17 protein-coding genes are annotated in these 16,470 nt (G+C 41.1%); 8 read left to right on the top strand and 9 right to left on the bottom strand.

Annotated elements, in window-relative coordinates; genetic code table 11:
* Position 1 precedes the first annotated feature (1 nt).
* From tssE to thrS, 7 genes are all read right to left on the bottom strand, one after another.
* Positions 2-439, bottom strand: coding sequence for a type VI secretion system baseplate subunit TssE (tssE, locus tag K358_RS0104420; protein ID WP_027695681.1), 438 nt, complete (start codon positions 437-439; stop codon positions 2-4).
* A 2-nt stretch (positions 440-441) separates the two neighbouring features.
* The gene (tssC, locus tag K358_RS0104415) at positions 442-1,917 is read right to left on the bottom strand and encodes a type VI secretion system contractile sheath large subunit (RefSeq protein WP_027695680.1); all 1,476 of its coding nucleotides are present in this window, start codon (positions 1,915-1,917) and stop codon (positions 442-444) included.
* Positions 1,918-1,938: 21 nt separating this feature from the next.
* A complete protein-coding gene (tssB, locus tag K358_RS0104410) occupies positions 1,939-2,442 on the bottom strand; it encodes a type VI secretion system contractile sheath small subunit (protein WP_027695679.1) in 504 nt (167 codons plus the stop codon).
* A 578-nt stretch (positions 2,443-3,020) separates the two neighbouring features.
* Positions 3,021-3,374, bottom strand: coding sequence for a 50S ribosomal protein L20 (gene rplT, locus K358_RS0104405; protein ID WP_027695678.1), 354 nt, complete (start codon positions 3,372-3,374; stop codon positions 3,021-3,023).
* Between the two features lie 36 nt (positions 3,375-3,410).
* A complete protein-coding gene (gene rpmI / locus K358_RS0104400) occupies positions 3,411-3,605 on the bottom strand; it encodes a 50S ribosomal protein L35 (RefSeq protein WP_027695677.1) in 195 nt (64 codons plus the stop codon).
* Positions 3,606-3,778: 173 nt separating this feature from the next.
* Positions 3,779-4,330, bottom strand: a complete 552-nt coding sequence (gene infC, locus K358_RS0104395) for a translation initiation factor IF-3 (protein WP_083962744.1) — start codon at positions 4,328-4,330, stop codon at positions 3,779-3,781.
* A 3-nt stretch (positions 4,331-4,333) separates the two neighbouring features.
* Complete coding sequence (thrS, locus tag K358_RS0104390) at positions 4,334-6,259, bottom strand: threonine--tRNA ligase (protein ID WP_027695675.1); 1,926 nt, start codon at positions 6,257-6,259, stop codon at positions 4,334-4,336.
* Positions 6,260-6,591: 332 nt separating this feature from the next.
* On the opposite strand from thrS, the gene K358_RS0104385 reads away from it, so the two are divergent.
* Together K358_RS0104385 and K358_RS0104380 are read left to right on the top strand one after the other, a co-directional pair.
* Positions 6,592-6,897 carry a hypothetical protein gene (locus tag K358_RS0104385; RefSeq protein WP_027695674.1) on the top strand — a complete coding sequence of 102 codons (306 nt, stop codon included), beginning with the start codon at positions 6,592-6,594 and terminating at the stop codon, positions 6,895-6,897.
* 118 nt (positions 6,898-7,015) lie between these two features.
* Positions 7,016-7,735: a DUF3581 domain-containing protein gene (locus K358_RS0104380; RefSeq protein WP_027695673.1), complete on the top strand. Its 720-nt coding sequence runs from the start codon at positions 7,016-7,018 to the stop codon at positions 7,733-7,735.
* 108 nt (positions 7,736-7,843) lie between these two features.
* Here K358_RS0104380 and K358_RS0104375 read toward each other — a convergent pair whose 3' ends face one another.
* Positions 7,844-8,059: a DUF3820 family protein gene (locus K358_RS0104375; protein WP_027695672.1), complete on the bottom strand. Its 216-nt coding sequence runs from the start codon at positions 8,057-8,059 to the stop codon at positions 7,844-7,846.
* Positions 8,060-8,151: 92 nt separating this feature from the next.
* The gene (locus K358_RS0104370) at positions 8,152-8,355 is read right to left on the bottom strand and encodes a chromosome partitioning protein ParA (RefSeq protein ID WP_027695671.1); all 204 of its coding nucleotides are present in this window, start codon (positions 8,353-8,355) and stop codon (positions 8,152-8,154) included.
* A 298-nt stretch (positions 8,356-8,653) separates the two neighbouring features.
* Here K358_RS0104370 and K358_RS0104365 point away from each other — a divergent pair, with 298 nt between their 5' ends.
* From K358_RS0104365 to K358_RS0104340, 6 genes are read left to right on the top strand one after another with little or no spacing between them, the layout of a single operon-like run.
* The gene (locus K358_RS0104365; protein ID WP_027695670.1) at positions 8,654-9,610 is read left to right on the top strand and encodes an AAA family ATPase; all 957 of its coding nucleotides are present in this window, start codon (positions 8,654-8,656) and stop codon (positions 9,608-9,610) included.
* Positions 9,610-10,590, top strand: coding sequence for a DUF58 domain-containing protein (locus K358_RS18060; RefSeq protein ID WP_051241180.1), 981 nt, complete (start codon positions 9,610-9,612; stop codon positions 10,588-10,590). Before K358_RS0104365 ends, K358_RS18060 begins: the two co-directional genes overlap by 1 nt.
* Positions 10,583-11,308: a DUF4381 domain-containing protein gene (locus K358_RS18055; protein WP_051241179.1), complete on the top strand. Its 726-nt coding sequence runs from the start codon at positions 10,583-10,585 to the stop codon at positions 11,306-11,308. Before K358_RS18060 ends, K358_RS18055 begins: the two co-directional genes overlap by 8 nt.
* The gene (locus K358_RS0104350) at positions 11,301-12,263 is read left to right on the top strand and encodes a vWA domain-containing protein (protein ID WP_038149672.1); all 963 of its coding nucleotides are present in this window, start codon (positions 11,301-11,303) and stop codon (positions 12,261-12,263) included. The genes K358_RS18055 and K358_RS0104350 overlap by 8 nt, the downstream gene beginning before the upstream one ends.
* The gene (locus K358_RS0104345; protein ID WP_027695668.1) at positions 12,256-14,259 is read left to right on the top strand and encodes a vWA domain-containing protein; all 2,004 of its coding nucleotides are present in this window, start codon (positions 12,256-12,258) and stop codon (positions 14,257-14,259) included. The genes K358_RS0104350 and K358_RS0104345 overlap by 8 nt, the downstream gene beginning before the upstream one ends.
* Before the next feature lie 20 nt (positions 14,260-14,279).
* Positions 14,280-16,022 (top strand): BatD family protein, encoded by a 1,743-nt coding sequence (locus K358_RS0104340; protein ID WP_027695667.1) that lies wholly within the window; start codon positions 14,280-14,282, stop codon positions 16,020-16,022.
* Positions 16,023-16,470 lie beyond the last annotated feature (448 nt).

The following is a 16,470-nucleotide window of genomic DNA, read 5'->3' as shown; positions in this document are numbered from 1 at the left end:
ATTAAAACACTCTGTATTTTTTATTCTGATCTAGCATTAAATCAAGTTTGACTTTCTTATGAATTGCTTGGTGGTCAAGCTCAGCTAAGATCTGAAAACGTAAAGAAAAAGCATCAAAGTTATCAAGTGATGTGTACACTGAAATATTCTTTAATCTTGGTTCATATATGTCTAAACACCTCTTTATGGCTAATCTGATTGTCATCGAAAGATCACTAACTTCTAACGTCGCATCATTAAAATCGATTAACCCCAGCTGTGGGCTACTCTGAGAATCTCCCACTCTAGTATTTAGAATATTTGAAATATTATTCCTGACAGAATTAAGGACCTCACTTAAATTTGGTGCCTGAATAATATTTAAAGGCTTAGCATCAGCTTCCAAACGCTCAAGGAAGCTGATACCAAACGCACTGTCTTCTGGTGCTATATAAGCCATTACTACGCTTGGTCCAGACGACCTACGAGAGATAACTCAAAGCTTGCTCCCATATACTTGAAGTGAGGTCGAACAGACATAGAAACCTGATACCATCCAGGGTTCCCTTCAACATCTGACACTTCAATTTTGGCCGCACGTAATGGGCGACGGCTACGAACGTCTGCTGGCGGATTTTCTTGGTCAGCTATGTACTGCTTGATCCAACCATTCAATTCACGCTCTAAATCTTGGCGCTCTTTCCAAGAACCGATCTGCTCACGCTGTAATACTTTAATGTAGTGAGCTAAACGGTTAATAATCATCATATAAGGTAACTGCGTACCTAGTTTATAATTAGTCTCCGCTTCTTTGCCTTCTTTAGTATTTGGGAAAATCTTAGGTTTTTGGATTGAATTAGCAGAGAAAAATGTCGCATTATCGCTACCTTTTCTCATCGTTAAAGATATGAATCCTTCTTCAGCTAGTTCAAACTCTTTGCGGTCTGTCACTAACACTTCTGTTGGAATCTTAGCTTGTAGCGCACCCATTGATTCAAAGACGTGAACAGGTAAATCTTCAACTGCACCACCACTTTGAGGCCCAATAACATTTGGACACCAGCGGTATTTCGCAAAGCTATCAGTTAAGCGACTAGCAAAAGCAAAAGCGGTGTTACCCCATAAATAATGACTATGAGATGCCGTTACGCTCTCTTTATAATTGAAAGATTTGATCGGGTTCTCTGTTGGATCATAAGGTACTCGCAGTAGGAATCTTGGCGCGGTTAGACCAATATAACGAGAATCTTCTGAATCGCGTAATGAGCGCCACTTTGTATATTTAGGGCTTTCAAAAATTGATTTTAAGTCTTTCAAGTTTGGCAGTTCTTCAAAAGAATCAATGCCAAAAAACTCAGGGCCGACACTCGAAATAAATGGGGCATGAGACATTGCACCGATGGAAGCCATATATTGTAATAAGCGCATATCTGGCGTTGATGGTGTAAAGGCAAAATTACCAATTATCGCACCTGTTGGCTCTCCGCCAAACTGGCCATAACCTGAAGAGTAAACATGTTTGTACAATCCAGACTGAGTAGTTTCCGGCGAAAATTCAAAATCTTCTAGCAGCTCTTCTTTCATCGCATGCAAAAGATCTATTTTATTGTTCTCGCTGAAGTCAGTACGGTCGACAAGAAGCTTTAAACCTTTCCATGATGATTCCATCTGCTGGAATGTCTCATTATGAAGAATCTCATCCATTTGAGAGCTGATTTTCTTATCAAGTTCAACCAACATCTGATCCACTAATGATTTATTAACTGGCTCTTCTGTACGGTTCGCACTCACAAGATTTTCAATGAAAGCCGCAATACCTTTTTTGGCAATATCATAGCCTTCTTCATTTGGAGTAATACGAGTTTGCGCCATCACTTCATCTAATAAACTACTACGCTCTAACGTTGTATTTTCAAGAACCTTTTCAACTGTAGACATAATCTTTCCCTAATTAATTGATTAAACGTCTTTATTAGAACTGTCAACAAGCTCTAATTCAGAAAGTAATCGATTACGATCTTCTTCAGAACCTAGCAACTCTTGCATGCGTTCACGGAATGCCGGAATATTTCCTAAAGGACCTTTTAATGCAACAAGAGCTTCACGTAATTCAATTAGCTTATTGACTTCAGGAACCTGAGAAGCAACAGAATCTGGAGAAAAATCTTCAAGTGATTTAAACTGTAAATTAATTGATAGGTCATCACCTTTATCAGGTGATAATTTATTATCTACAGAAGTGTTAATACTGAGACTACTTTCTCTCATTACTGATTGAAAATTATCTTTATTAATTGAAATAGCTTTTCTTTCTTCAATTGAAGTTTCTTCTGCATGTCCTTTAAAATCACCAACCACCAAAGTTTTAAATGGTAATTCAATTTCAGACTGGGCATCACCAGTAGCTGGAATATACTTAATGTTAACTCTTTCTTTAGGAGCAACGCTTCCTTCCTTTGACATAATAACCTCTAGCATGGTTTTAAATTAAAACTGACAATTGCAACGCAGCAAATAATGGCGATCATTATGTATTATTTAAATAGGTATAAAGGTTAAAATAAAATATTTGAGATGAATATCAAAAATTGAATGGCAATAAATGAAATATTTATATTAATTAAGAACATACAAACAAATTACATAGCTGGCAGAAATAAACTTACAAAGTAAAAGGAATTAATTTTATATCAATATAATTAACAAGGTAATTATAGGTGATAATTTAAAATATGTGTTTAAAAAACTATAAATAAATGAGCTAGCATAAAGGACGATAAAGAGAAAGGTAAGTTCGAATAGAATAGGTCATGAAAAACTAGATGGAACTGATTTTTCAGAATGGAAACTGAACAGAGTGTTTTTAATTTTAGTCGTATGGTTACGAATAGAGGTGAATACCAAAGTGACTTAAAGTGAAGAATCAGACGAGTAAAGCCGTGAAAATTGAGTATAAATAGCTCACCGGTAGCCTTAAAAAATCAGACATAAAAAAAGAGAGCCTAGGCTCTCTTTTTCTTAATCTTAAAGACTGGTTCTAATTAAAGAGCAGCTTTTGCTTTTTCAACTAGTACTGCGAAAGCAGCTTTGTCGAATACAGCGATATCAGCAAGGATCTTACGATCGATCTCGATAGATGCTTTCTTAAGACCGTTGATGAAACGGCTGTAAGATAGACCATTTTGACGAGCAGCAGCGTTAATACGAGCGATCCATAATTGACGGAACGTACGCTTTTTATTGCGACGGTCACGGTATGCGTATTGACCAGCTTTTGTAACTGCTTGGAAAGCTACGCGGTAAACACGTGAACGTGCTCCGTAGTAACCTTTAGCTTGCTTTAGAACTTTCTTATGACGTGCACGAGCTTGTACACCACGTTTTACGCGAGGCATTATGCTTCTCCTAAACTATTTGATTAAACTAAAAAATTAAGCGTATGGAAGCATACGAACAACACCAGCTACTTCACATTTTGGAAGGATGGCATTTGGACGAAGCTGACGCTTGTTTTTAGTAGTACGTTTAGTCAGGATGTGACGTTTAGTTGCGTGCTTGAATTTAAAGCCGCCACCAGTTTTTTTGAAACGCTTCGCAGCGCCTCGGTTTGTTTTCATCTTAGGCATGATGAATAACTCCGCATTGTATGTATTAATCGTTCTACGTGCTAAGTAAATAGCTTTAAAGACGCAGTGTTAATAAACATATCGGTTAATATTATGTAATTAGGGCGAATAAAACCCCATCAATCACTGCATAACAGCGAATGACGAGGCTGTATTACTTGTAAGGCCGTTAATTACTTCTTTTTAGGGGCTAGCATCATGATCATTTGACGACCTTCTATACGCGTTGGGAAAGATTCAACCACTGCTAACTCTTCAGTGTCGGCTTTCAAACGGTTTAGAACGTCAACGCCAATTTCTTGATGCGCCATTTCACGGCCACGGAAGCGAATAGTTACTTTCACTTTGTTGCCGTCTTCAAGGAAACCAGTCAGGTTGCGTAGTTTTACCTGATAGTCTCCGATATCAGTCCCAGGACGGAATTTAATTTCCTTAATCTGGATCTGCTTTTGCTTCTTCTTCTGCTCTTTAGCAGCTTTGCTCTTCTCAAAGAGGAATTTACCATAGTCCATCACACGACAGACAGGTGGTTCAGCGTTTGGACTGATTTCTACCAGATCCATACCAGCTTCAACAGCCGCTTCTAGAGCTTCATTGATTGCAACAACACCTACGGCTTCGCCGTCTGCACCTGTTAAGCGTACTTCTTTAACGCCTCGAATTTCATCGTTTAAACGATGCTGGTTTTGCTTGGCCGGTTGTTGGCCTTTTCTTCCGCCTTTAATAGGTTATTCCTCCAGATTGAGCTTACGGCTTGAAACATCGGCTTGAAGATAAGAAATAAAATCTTCAACTTTAAATTTACCGAGATCTTTGCCTTTTCGTGTACGTACTGCAATTTCACCAGCTTCCATTTCTTGGTCGCCACAAACAAGCATATAAGGTACACGCTTTAAAGTATGTTCGCGGATTTTAAAGCCAATCTTCTCATTTCTCAAGTCCGCTTTTACTTTAAAGCCAGATTTTTGCATTTTTTGTGCAACTTGTTGCACATAATCCGCTTGTTTATCAGTGATTCCGGTAATAATCGCTTGTTCAGGCGCTAACCAAGTTGGGAAGAAACCTGCATATTCTTCGATTAAAATACCGATAAAGCGCTCTAGTGAACCTAGAATTGCACGGTGAATCATAACTGGAACTAAACGTTCGTTGTTTTCACCAACATAAGTTGCACCTAAACGGCCTGGTAAGTTGAAATCAAGCTGAACCGTACCACATTGCCATGCACGATCTAGACAGTCGTATAATGTGAATTCAATCTTAGGTCCATAGAACGCGCCCTCACCTTCTTGGATTTCATATGGAATATCCATCGATTCCAATGCCAGTTTTAGATCGCTTTCTGATTTATCCCAAATTTCATCACTACCTACACGCTGTTCAGGACGAGTTGACAGTTTCACAACGATATTTTCAAAACCGAACGTGTTGTATACATCGTAAACCATCTTGATGCATTGCTTCACTTCGTCTTGAATTTGATCTTCTGTACAGAAAATATGCGCATCATCTTGAGTAAAGCCACGAACACGCATAATGCCGTGTAGCGCACCAGATGGTTCGTTACGGTGACATGAACCAAACTCAGCCATACGTAATGGAAGATCACGGTATGATTTCAAACCTTGGTTAAAGATTTGAACGTGACCTGGGCAGTTCATTGGTTTAATTGCATATTCACGGTTTTCAGAAGAAGTTGTGAACATCGCATCAGCGTACTTATCCCAGTGGCCAGAACGTTCCCAAAGCACACGGTCCATCATTAATGGGCCTTTTACTTCTTGGTAGTCGTACTCTGTTAATTTCTCACGTACGAACACTTCCAACTCACGGAAAATAGACCAACCATTGTGATGCCAGAACACCATACCCGGCGCTTCTTGCTGCATGTGGAATAAATCTAAGTGCTTACCGATTTTACGGTGGTCACGTTTCTCTGCTTCTTCTAAACGAACAAGGTGCTCTTTTAGTAATTTCTTATCTGAAAATGCTGTGCCGTAGATACGTTGCAGCATTTTATTGTCGCTATTACCACGCCAGTATGCGCCCGCGACATTCAATAAAGTGAAATGCTGGCAGAAGCTCATATTTGGTACGTGTGGACCACGACACATATCAATATATTCTTCATGATGATAAAGACCCGGACGATCGTCACGTGCCACATTCTCATCTAAAATTTCGATTTTGTAACTTTCACCACGTGATTCAAACGTATCACGCGCTTCTTGCCAACTAACGTTCTTCTTGATGACTTGATATTTGGTTTTCGCAAGTTCTTTCATACGCTTTTCAATCGCGTCTAAATCTTCTTGCGTTAAAGAATGCTCAAGATCGATGTCATAGTAGAAGCCTTTATCGATCGTTGGACCAATCGCCATTTTAGCTTCAGGGAAAAGTTGCTTAATCGCATGACCAAGCAAGTGAGCACATGAGTGACGAATGATTTCTAAGCCATCTTCATCTTTAGCAGTGATGATTTCTAAGCTCGCATCATTTTCAATAAGGTCACACGCGTCAACACGGTTACCATCAACACGGCCAGCGATGGTTGCTTTCGCAAGACCAGGACCGATTGATAAAGCAACATCCATAGTTGAAACAGCGTTGTCGAATTGGCGAGTACTGCCATCAGGAAGAGTAATTACAGGCATGATATATCCTATTTCCAGTGGTGCCACATACCAAGTAGCACATGAGTTTAAATTTAACCTACATAATCAGTAAGTTATAAAGAAGATAGTAAATCGTTTTCGAATATTTGGTACAAGTTTTAGTACTTAATAAAGCTTTTCCAAATATGAAAGCGAGTATTCTAAAGAAATTCACTGGAATTGAAAGATTTCAACGCAAAATAATATCCATTGGCTAAAGTTAAGAGGTAGGTCTGTTATTTGAAATTGCCTTCACAAACTTGCGATCTATCTGCAACGATACACATTTGCTGGGGAGTCTATATTCAAGGGAAGCTGTGAGGAATTACACTATGGTCAGCGCTAAAGATTTTGCCTCGTGGTTAAAGGATAAATTTATCCATGAGACACAAGGAGTCACGTTAACTCGGCGTGATATTAACCAACTGACAGGGCGTCAGGGCTTTAGCCTTGGGTTTGTACACGATACTCATTATGAGTTGATGCGATATGGTATTGCCTTCGTCACGGATACGGCACGTGAAAACTTTTATCTCATCCCTGTCAATGACTGCAAACACTGGCGCTCAGCACTTGAAAGTCAATTTGAGAAAGAGCTTTACTGCAATATCTACCCTATTGAGCGTTCTTCTGGTTAAGATTTAATCTTCTAACCTTATAACATGTAAAAGAAAATCAATTTATTTTCACTGGACTGACCAATTATGTTCGATTGTCATATATAATCTCGGCTGTTTTTTCTATTAGTAGTGAATTATGTTTCTAACACCTTATTTCTCAACTCAAGATAGCGCTTTCCAATTTACTCGTCAGCAAGCAAGTCATTTTGCTAAAAAAGTGGCGGGTGACTTCAACCCTATTCATGATGAAGACAGCAAACGTTTCTGTGTTCCTGGTGACCTTTTATTTGCCGTTTTATTGCAACAAGAAGGCATTAGCCAAAAAATGAGCTTCCGCTTTTCTGGCATGGTCTCTGATGGTGTTGCTTTACATATAGAAGAGAAAGGGCCTCAAGACAGTGCTTTAGTTGATGAAAATGGTAAAGAATACCTACTGATGCATCACGAAGGTGAAAAAAGCCAAGATCAAAACTTTATTGAACATGTCGTCACAAACTACGTTCAGTTTTCTGGTATGAATTTCCCACACATCATGGTTCCTCTAATGGAAGAAGAGCAGATGATGATTAACACTCAACGCCCTCTCGTGATCTACGAAAGTATGGATGTTGAGTTCTGCCGCTTAGATCTCTCTCATCCTGAAGTTGAGTTTACTGGTGCGACGTTTGATGTAACCGGTAAACGCGGTGTAGTAACATTAAACTTTGCTTTTAAAGAAGATGGTGAAGTGGTCGGCAAAGGCGTGAAAAAAATGATCGCGAGTGGGCTGAAGCCTTACCAACAAGAAGATATTGATGAATTCGTAAATCGCTTTAATGCATGTAAAGCCGCTTTTACTGCCGAATATAATTCATAATTTTTTTCAGCTCAGCAGCTACCTCTTGCTACAGCCTATACATAAAAAAGTGAAGCCCTCAGAGCTTCACTTTTTTATGTTTGAAAAACTACTGCAATCTATATCAACTCAACGCTTTAATGGTTTCACTAGGCTATCTAACCCTTCCACTTTTAACGCTAAGCATAATTTCAACAAATCCCCTAGCTCACCTTTAGGGAACTCCGCTTTATTTTGAAACCACAGCAGATACTCTTCAGGCAGATCAATCAACATTCGCCCAGCATACTTACCAAATGGCATTGGCATACGAGCCAGTTTTATCAGGTTCTCTTTTTCTAACACTGTGTATTCCGTCTGAGGTTATTCCAATGCTTAAAAACAAACGCCTGCGGATAAAAGGCAGGCGTTTATTCAATCGTTCAACTCAAAGCAGATTAATGCACTGGACGCGCGTCATCATCATTAAACTTACCAAAGTGCTCTTCAAGAACTTCAGGAGTTAGCTTACCTTCAGCTTCTAATTGCTTAAGTTTTGCAACAATTGCTTTTTGCTCTTCAATACTTGGTAATGGGGTTTCTGGAGCTTCCGTCATCTCTGCCGACATTTGCTCTAGCTCTTTTTCAATATCATTACTCATGATCTAATTCCCAAGGTTACAATTTATAAAATCAATTGCATTAATTCTAACGGCTTTGGCTCACAACTGCCAGAAAACCAGTTTGAAATGACTATAGCAAACCTTACTTTTAACAATGGCTCTGATATTATGACCAAAAATCAAACAGCTCAATTAAATCTCTTATTTTTAGTTTGTCACTAGAGAGAACTTTTTCACTCTCTAGCGGTCATAGAACTCAAGTTACAAATTGTCACATTCATAATTCAACGACATTTCATAAACGTATTTATCAGACATATCAGGAGATATTTTGACCATGCATTCGGACACTTTTGCCCAGCTCCAGCAATATTTGAATTCTCAAGTGATTGGCCAAAATGAACTAGTTAAACAATTATTAGTGGCACTACTCGCCGACGGACACATTCTAGTGGAAGGTCCTCCAGGACTGGCTAAAACCCGTGCAGTTAAAGTATTAGCCGATTGTATTGAAGGCGATTTTCACCGCGTGCAATTTACTCCTGATCTTTTGCCAGCCGATTTAACGGGTACGGATATCTTCCGCCCTGAAACCGGAGAATTTACCTTCCAAGCTGGCCCAATATTTAACTCATTAATATTGGCCGATGAAATTAACCGTGCTCCTGCTAAGGTTCAAGCGGCAATGCTAGAAGCGATGGCAGAAAAGCAAATTACCGTTGGACGAGAATCTTATAAATTACCCGACTTGTTCTTAGTGATGGCAACCCAAAACCCGATTGAACAAGAAGGCACTTACCCTCTTCCAGAAGCACAGTTAGACCGTTTCTTACTTCACCTTGAAGTAGACTACCCAAATGCGGAAAGTGAGTTAGATATCTTGCGTCTTAACCGCGGTGAAGCTCAAGGGCAACTTGCCAGTCAACCGGTGAAGCTATCTCAACAAACCATTTTCGATGCTCGACAAGCAGCACTTTCGATCCACATGGCAGAAAATGTTGAGCAATACATTATTCGTTTGATCATGGCCACGCGTCAGCCATCGCAATACAACCCACTGTTAGCTGAATGGCTACAAATGGGAGTGAGCCCTCGCGCCACTATTGCACTTGATCGTTGTGCTCGCGCGCATGCTTGGTTGGCAGGTCGTGATTTTGTTAGCCCTGAAGATGTTCAAGCCATGGCCTTCCCTGTTCTACGTCATCGTTTATTGCTCAGCTATCAAGCACAAGCTGAAGGTGTAACGTCTAACCGCGTGATCGCAGAATTACTGGCACAGGTTGGCAGTGCATGATGGAGCAAAAGTTACCCCCTTTTGCCACGGGCGTAGAATTAAGCTTAAAAGAATTGCTGTACTACAAAAGCCATACAGTGCATTGGCAGCCGCCAAGTAAAAGCCTATGGTCACAACTGAACGGCAGTCATACTAGTAGCCAAAAAGGTCGTGGTATGAATTTCTCAGAGGTTCGTCAATATCAAGCGGGCGATGATATTCGCTCTATTGATTGGCGAGTCACTGCTCGTACCGGAAAAGCCCATACCAAACTGTTTACCGAAGAGCGTGAACAGCCCGTGATCTTATATTTAGATCTCAGCGCAAGCATGCGTTTTGGCTCTCAACTGTTATTTAAAACCGTTCAATGTGCGCATCTCGCCAGTTTATTAAGCTGGCTCGCAGTAGAGCAAAAAGATCGCATTGGCGCCGTGATTGATATGGGAGACCGTTTGATTGAGTTAAAACCGACCGCTCGTCAGCAAGGTGCATTACATATTAGTCATCAATTGGTTGAGCTAAATAATGAGGCGATTAAACAGCTACAAGCCCAGCAGCAAACCAATACAAAACCAGCGAAAGAATTACCATTCCAGCAAGTACTTCAAACCCTGCATCGTATGTGTCCGAAAGGCAGCGATATCATTTTCATTAGTGATTTTAAACGCTTAAATCTAGACGGAAAACCGCTGCTGAACCAACTAAGACAACATAACCGCTTGCAGTTTATTCATATATTCGATCCTTTAGAAATGGGTAATACCGATTTTCGTGGCAGTGAATATGTCAGCAATGGCGAACAAACTCGCTGGTTGAACTTTGGGCAAAAAAATACCCGAACACAACTAAAAAACCGCTATATTGAACACCTCAATCAAATTGAGAAAATCTGTAAAAGTCTCGCTATTCCGATGCGTTCTTTATCATGCTCAGAACCTTTATTATCTCAACTAGGTGCACCTTCATCATCCGCACCAACTTCAGGAAATATCAATGAATAACGCCCCATTATCTGCGGTATCACAAGCGCAACCGGCTTTATCTGAGTCCGGTTCTCAAACGCTTCCTTTAGCACCGCTACATTTGCCGACAGAACCCGGCTTGTGGCCTATTGCTTGGGGATGGTGGGCTTGCGCAGCCATCATTATCTTGGCGGTAATCATTGCGCTGATTATTATCTCTCGTTATAAAAAACGCCGTTTAGCGAAAAAGGCTGCACTGCGTTTACTGGCGCAAAATAGCAATAAACAACAAGGCCAGAAAAAAGTCGCCACCGCCAATGATCTACTTCGCCAAGTCTGCTTGTCTTATTATCCAAGACCTATGCTTGCCAGCTTACATGGCGAACGTTGGTACACGTTTTTAGATGAACAGCATCCATCATCGAATAAAAACAATTTCCAAGCCAACCAGCAAGATTGGCAGACGGCTTTATATAAAAAACAAGACGTCTCATCAGAGCTTGCAGATCAGCTTTACCAACAAGTAGAAGAATGGATCACCCAATCACTACCGCCAAGTAAAAAGAAAATCAAAGCCGCTCAACAGGCATTTAAGCAATCAGCCAGCAATCTGAATGATGGTGTCGTTTCAGCTGCTCGTCCTGCCAGTCAATCACCAAAAACACCAAAATCATTAATAGAAAAAGAACGTGTTCTCAACGAACTTGAGTCCAAAGTTCAAAACCCAACAGATAAAGGTTCCAAAGACGATGTTTGAGTTTCATTGGGTGTGGGTGTTTCTCGCCTTACCACTGCCCTTGATTGTTTATTGGTTTGCTCCAGCTCATCAACCTAGGGCTGCCATAGTTTTACCTAACCTGCCAACAGAAGGTAATGTTCAGCAAAAACAACATATTGGGCTTAAAGCTCTCGCGATTATTATCTGGCTATTATTAGTCACCGCGGCGGCAAGACCAATATGGTATGGCAAACCTGTCGAATTCCAGCCGAAACATCGCGATATGATGTTAGTCGTCGACTTATCCGGTTCAATGGCGCAAGAAGACATGAATTCGCCTTCAGGCTATATCGACCGTTTAAGCGCAGTAAAACAAGTATTAACCGACTTCATCGCCAAGCGAAAAGGCGATCGTTTAGGGTTAGTATTATTTGCTGATCACGCCTATTTGCAAACCCCACTGACGCTTGATCGCACCACCGTATTGCAGCAGTTAAACCGTGCCCAATTAAATATGATAGGGACTCAAACTGCGATTGGTGAAGGCTTAGGTATTGCCACTAAAACCTTTATAAAAAGTGAAGCTGAGCAGCGCGTTATCGTACTACTCAGTGATGGTAGTAACACCGCAGGCGTCATTGACCCAATTGAAGCGGCTAATATCGCCAAAGAAAATCACGCCATTATTTATACCGTTGGCGTGGGTGCAGGTGAATTACAGGTAGATAGCTTCTTTGGTAGCCGTACCGTGAATACCGCTCAAGACTTGGATGAGAAAACACTTACTCAAATTGCACAAATGACTGGCGGCAAATATTTCCGCGCTCGTGATCAAAAAGAATTGAACGAAATTTACAACACCATTAATCAGTTACAACCGGTCAGTAATGCGACACAAACGTGGCGACCACAAACTGAATGGTTTACTTACCCGCTCGCTTTAGCGCTGATTTTGTCATTCATCCTTGCCGCATTAAGGAGACGACATGTCTGATTTCCAACTTCTTAATCCTACTTGGTTATACGCGATCATTCCTGCCGTATTACTCAGCGTATGGTTGTATCGAAAACCAAAAACCACCAGCTTAATTGCTAATCATTTAAGTCAGCAATTGGGACTAGACCAAACCAAAACACACAGCTCAGTCGTTGGAGTATTACTCACTGCTTGGCTGATTGCCATCATCGCTCTAGCAGGGCCAAGCTTTCAGAAACAGCAGGTTCCGAGCTTTGGCGTGAATAATGCACGAGTGATTGTGATGGACATGACTTTATCCATGTATGCCACCGATCTTACGCCAAACCGCTTAACCCAAGCTCGCTACAAAGTGATGGATTTACTGCCAGCATTGAAAGAAGGCACCACCGGGCTAGTCGCCTACTCGGCCGATGGTTATATGATCAGCCCACTCACCCATGACGCCAACACGCTGAAAAATTTAATTCCAAACTTATCTCCCGATATCATGCCAACCCATGGCAGTAACGCGGGCGCTGGTGTTAAAAAAGCCATTGATATGTTGACTCAAGCAGGCCACCAGCAAGGTGACATTATTTTAGTCGCCGATGGGTTAAGTTCTGCGGAATCAGACAACGTCGCGACCCAACTGAAAGGCACTAATTGGAATTTATCTGTAATGTCAGTTGGCAGCGCACAAGGCGCACCAATTCGCCTACCTAGTGGCGATATGTTTACTCATAATGGTATCACCGTGGTTGCGAAAGCCGATCTCAATGCACTGCAATCATTAGCTCAAACGGGACACGGCGTTTATACCGCGCTTCGCACCGATGATGTCGATATTCAAACGCTTGCCCAAGCCCTCAATCATGTGGAATTAAAAACCGACAAACAAAATAAAGGATCGCCAGAATTGGAAGTACATATTAATAATGGTTTTTGGCTATTACCTATCTTGCTTATTTTTGCTCTTGGCGCGTTTCGCCGTGGTGGAATTTTCAGCCTAGCACTTTTAGTCAGCCTACCCTTGCTGCAACCTCAAGATGCTTTCGCGGCGCAAGAAGCCCAACCAAAGACGATGCCTGAACCTGGTTTTGACATTACATCGGCATTTAAAACGCCCGACCAGCAAGGCTACCAATCTTATCAAGCCAAAGATTACGCAAAAGCCGCCACGCAATTTGAAAACAGTGCATGGCAAGGTGCGGCTCAATATCAGGCAGGTAATTACCAAGCGGCGATTCAATCTCTGCAAGGCTTAAAAGATGAAGACTCTCGCTACAACTTAGCCAATGCACTTGCTCAAGCAGGTCAGTTAAAGGAAGCAGAACAGCTCTATGACGATATATTGAAAACTAATCCGAATCATGCTGATGCGAAAAAGAATTTAGAGATCGTCAATAAAGCTTTGCAGCAACAAAAGCAACAGCAGAAAAACCAAGACGATAAAAATAACAAACAAGACGATCAGCAAAAGAACGACAAAGACTCGCAAGACCAGCAGTCTAAAGATCAACAGTCACAAGACAAACAACATCAAGACTCTAAGGGAAATAACGCTCAAGATAAGTCATCTCAAAGTGACCAATCTCAAAAGAATCAGTCACAAAGCGATCAGCCACAAGATTCACAATCGCAAAACAACCAAGACAAGTCTGCTCAAAACCAGAAAAAAGATTCTCAACAAAATCAGAATCAATCTGAGCAAAGTGAGCAAAGTGAGCAAGACCAACATAATAAAGATCAACAAAATAGCTCGCAGCAGAACAGCCAAGAAAAATCTAAACAGCAACAAGCTCAAGCCCAACAACAAGCAGAACAATCAAAGCAAGAAGAACAGCAAAAACAGCAAGCGATGGCTGCGAGTAAACAAGATAAAAACAACCCAGCGGGTAACACGGTCGCGGTTGATCCAAAACTTAATAAGCTAGAACAGATCCCTGATGATGCAAGGCGCTTACTACAAGCTCAAATGGCGCTTGAAGCCCAGCAAAACCCGCAACCAGAATCTAACGGTCAGCAATGGTAATTCGACGAATGGAAAACACAATGTATTCAATCTTTTCTCAACTATTGTCTCTGCTAAGCGCCTCAAAACTAAAACGTGCTTACCATAAACAATTCGCTCTATTCAGCGCTGTTTTAATGTCACTTGCGATAAGCCAAAGTGCATTTGCCAATGATATACAGGCGACCGCTTCCGTCTCACAAACCCGTTTAAGCACCAATGAAGTATTTAATCTACAAGTCGCTTATATGGGCGCGGCGCACCGAGAAGATTTCGACCCAAGCGCACTAGATAAAGACTTCACTCAAGGCTCGCTACAATTTGGTTCATCGCGTTACAGCGTCAATGGCAAAGTCACGCTGAGAAGTGAATGGAACATCAGCCTGGCGACCAATAAATCCGGTAACGTTATCATTCCGAGTTTTGAGATTAATGGCGTTAAAACCGATCCCATTACCTTGCATGTCAGCAACGATCCAAGCACGCCAAAACAAAGCGACCTAATTAGCTTTGATGACAGCATTTCAAAAACCACTTTATACCCAAAAGAGATGGCGACTTTTACCTCTCGTTTATTGGTTAAGACCGATCCTCGTGGTTTGCAAAACACTAAGCTCACGCCACCTTCAGGTGATGGCTTAAGCATCGAACCTATCGGCCAACCTAACCAATATCAAAAAATCATTAATGGCATTGAAACGACGGTTGTAGAACAAGACTATCGTGTAACCGCCGAACAATCTGGAACGCATCAGCTTATCCCTACTCGCCTACAAGCTTCTGTGATTAGCATCAGCCGCACAACCGGTACCCGTCGTATTGTGCCAGTCGATGTGCAATCAGACCCTATCACCTTAACCGTGAAAGAAAAGCCCGCTTCGTATCAAGCCGCATGGCTACCTACCCAATCACTAACCTTGCAACAAGGCTGGCAAGACAGTGAAGGGAACATGCTAGATTCATCGACCGCTATAGATGCCACGGTTGGCCAACCTATCACCCGAATTCTCGCCCTAGTCGTGCAAGATGTGAGCGCAGAAAGCTTGCCTGATATTAAAATTGACTACCCAAATTCAGTACGTGTTTACAGCGAAAAACCTAAATTTGGACAAGATAAATCCGGCAATACCGTTATGACTCTAAAACAAGTCATCATGCCGAAAAAATCCGGTGACATTGCACTACCGTCCGTAAGCGTGCCTTGGTGGAACTCAAAAGCCAATCAAGCAGAAACCGCCAATGTAAATGGCGTCACTCTAAAAGCGAAAGTAGATGAGAATGCACCGCAGCCATCACAAGCGTTAAACGTGCAGCCTGAAAGTACCACTAACACTACCGAAAATGATAACGCCGCTGAACCTAAAATCGTTTCTACAGCTAATAGTACTAACGCAAGTTTTTGGCCATACACGACTGCCCTATTTGCCGCTTTATGGTTAATAACACTAGTATTATTCGTGCAGAAAAAGCGTAAACAGCCTCAAACACCAACAGAGGAAATCACGCCAAGCAAAGCACAGCCAAATAGCTTTATTGATGCTGTTAAATCCAAAGACGGTGCAAAAATTCACAGTGCTTTTGCTCAATGGCAAGCACGACATTCAAATGTAGCCGCCGATCTCAAACACAGTATTCAATCACAGATCAACGCATTAATGGCGAGCTTATACGGCCCCCAACAGCAAGATTACGACACTCAGACCTTGCTAAAATTAATCAAGCAAGCAGAAAAGCAAAGCAAGAAAAAGCCAAATAACAAACAAGATGAGATCGCTAAGCTGTAGGTAAGAAATAAATACCCAAAAGCCAGAAACAAAACACCCCGTTGATATTTGATCAATGGGGTGTTTTTTGTCGACAGAATTGAGTTATCTGTTAAAACACCTCAATCTGAAAAAGTATCTCAGTACTACCAAATCAAGAAGAGAGGTTTCAGGAGCGGAATTACAAACTCGATCTCCCGAATTAAGCTAAGAAAATTAAAACTATCTCTATGAATAACACAAATTTAAAAAACAAATACACACACCCTACTCCTCCGTCAAATAATCCTCGAAAATAAATGTTACTTTCATCACATTATGAACTTAACATTAAAATAAAAACACCATCAAATTTTATTCAAACCAAAAAATAAAAATAAGAAATAAAAAACAACGACTTAAAAAATAAGCCACCTCCCATAAATATGATAATGATCACAAAAATAGCTGTTGATTCTTATATTAAAAA

This window comes from Vibrio litoralis DSM 17657 (genome assembly GCF_000426765.1).
In the GTDB taxonomy this organism is placed as follows: domain Bacteria; phylum Pseudomonadota; class Gammaproteobacteria; order Enterobacterales; family Vibrionaceae; genus Vibrio; species Vibrio litoralis.
Note: the sequence above shows the minus strand (reverse complement) of the source record. Positions and strands in the feature narration are given on the sequence as shown.

What these genes read in the sequence shown, in the direction of transcription:
- tssE (WP_027695681.1), bottom strand. Translation starts at nt 439, where the DNA reads ATGGCTTATATAGCACCAGAAGACAGTGCGTTTGGTATCAGCTTCCTT.
- tssC (WP_027695680.1), bottom strand. Translation starts at nt 1,917, where the DNA reads ATGTCTACAGTTGAAAAGGTTCTTGAAAATACAACGTTAGAGCGTAGT.
- tssB (WP_027695679.1), bottom strand. Translation starts at nt 2,442, where the DNA reads ATGTCAAAGGAAGGAAGCGTTGCTCCTAAAGAAAGAGTTAACATTAAG.
- rplT (WP_027695678.1), bottom strand. Translation starts at nt 3,374, where the DNA reads ATGCCTCGCGTAAAACGTGGTGTACAAGCTCGTGCACGTCATAAGAAA.
- rpmI (WP_027695677.1), bottom strand. Translation starts at nt 3,605, where the DNA reads ATGCCTAAGATGAAAACAAACCGAGGCGCTGCGAAGCGTTTCAAAAAA.
- thrS (WP_027695675.1), bottom strand. Translation starts at nt 6,259, where the DNA reads ATGCCTGTAATTACTCTTCCTGATGGCAGTACTCGCCAATTCGACAAC.
- K358_RS0104385 (WP_027695674.1), top strand. Translation starts at nt 6,592, where the DNA reads ATGGTCAGCGCTAAAGATTTTGCCTCGTGGTTAAAGGATAAATTTATC.
- K358_RS0104380 (WP_027695673.1), top strand. Translation starts at nt 7,016, where the DNA reads ATGTTTCTAACACCTTATTTCTCAACTCAAGATAGCGCTTTCCAATTT.
- K358_RS0104370 (WP_027695671.1), bottom strand. Translation starts at nt 8,355, where the DNA reads ATGAGTAATGATATTGAAAAAGAGCTAGAGCAAATGTCGGCAGAGATG.
- K358_RS0104365 (WP_027695670.1), top strand. Translation starts at nt 8,654, where the DNA reads ATGCATTCGGACACTTTTGCCCAGCTCCAGCAATATTTGAATTCTCAA.
- K358_RS18060 (WP_051241180.1), top strand. Translation starts at nt 9,610, where the DNA reads ATGGAGCAAAAGTTACCCCCTTTTGCCACGGGCGTAGAATTAAGCTTA.
- K358_RS18055 (WP_051241179.1), top strand. Translation starts at nt 10,583, where the DNA reads ATGAATAACGCCCCATTATCTGCGGTATCACAAGCGCAACCGGCTTTA.
- K358_RS0104350 (WP_038149672.1), top strand. Translation starts at nt 11,301, where the DNA reads ATGTTTGAGTTTCATTGGGTGTGGGTGTTTCTCGCCTTACCACTGCCC.
- K358_RS0104345 (WP_027695668.1), top strand. Translation starts at nt 12,256, where the DNA reads ATGTCTGATTTCCAACTTCTTAATCCTACTTGGTTATACGCGATCATT.
- K358_RS0104340 (WP_027695667.1), top strand. Translation starts at nt 14,280, where the DNA reads ATGTATTCAATCTTTTCTCAACTATTGTCTCTGCTAAGCGCCTCAAAA.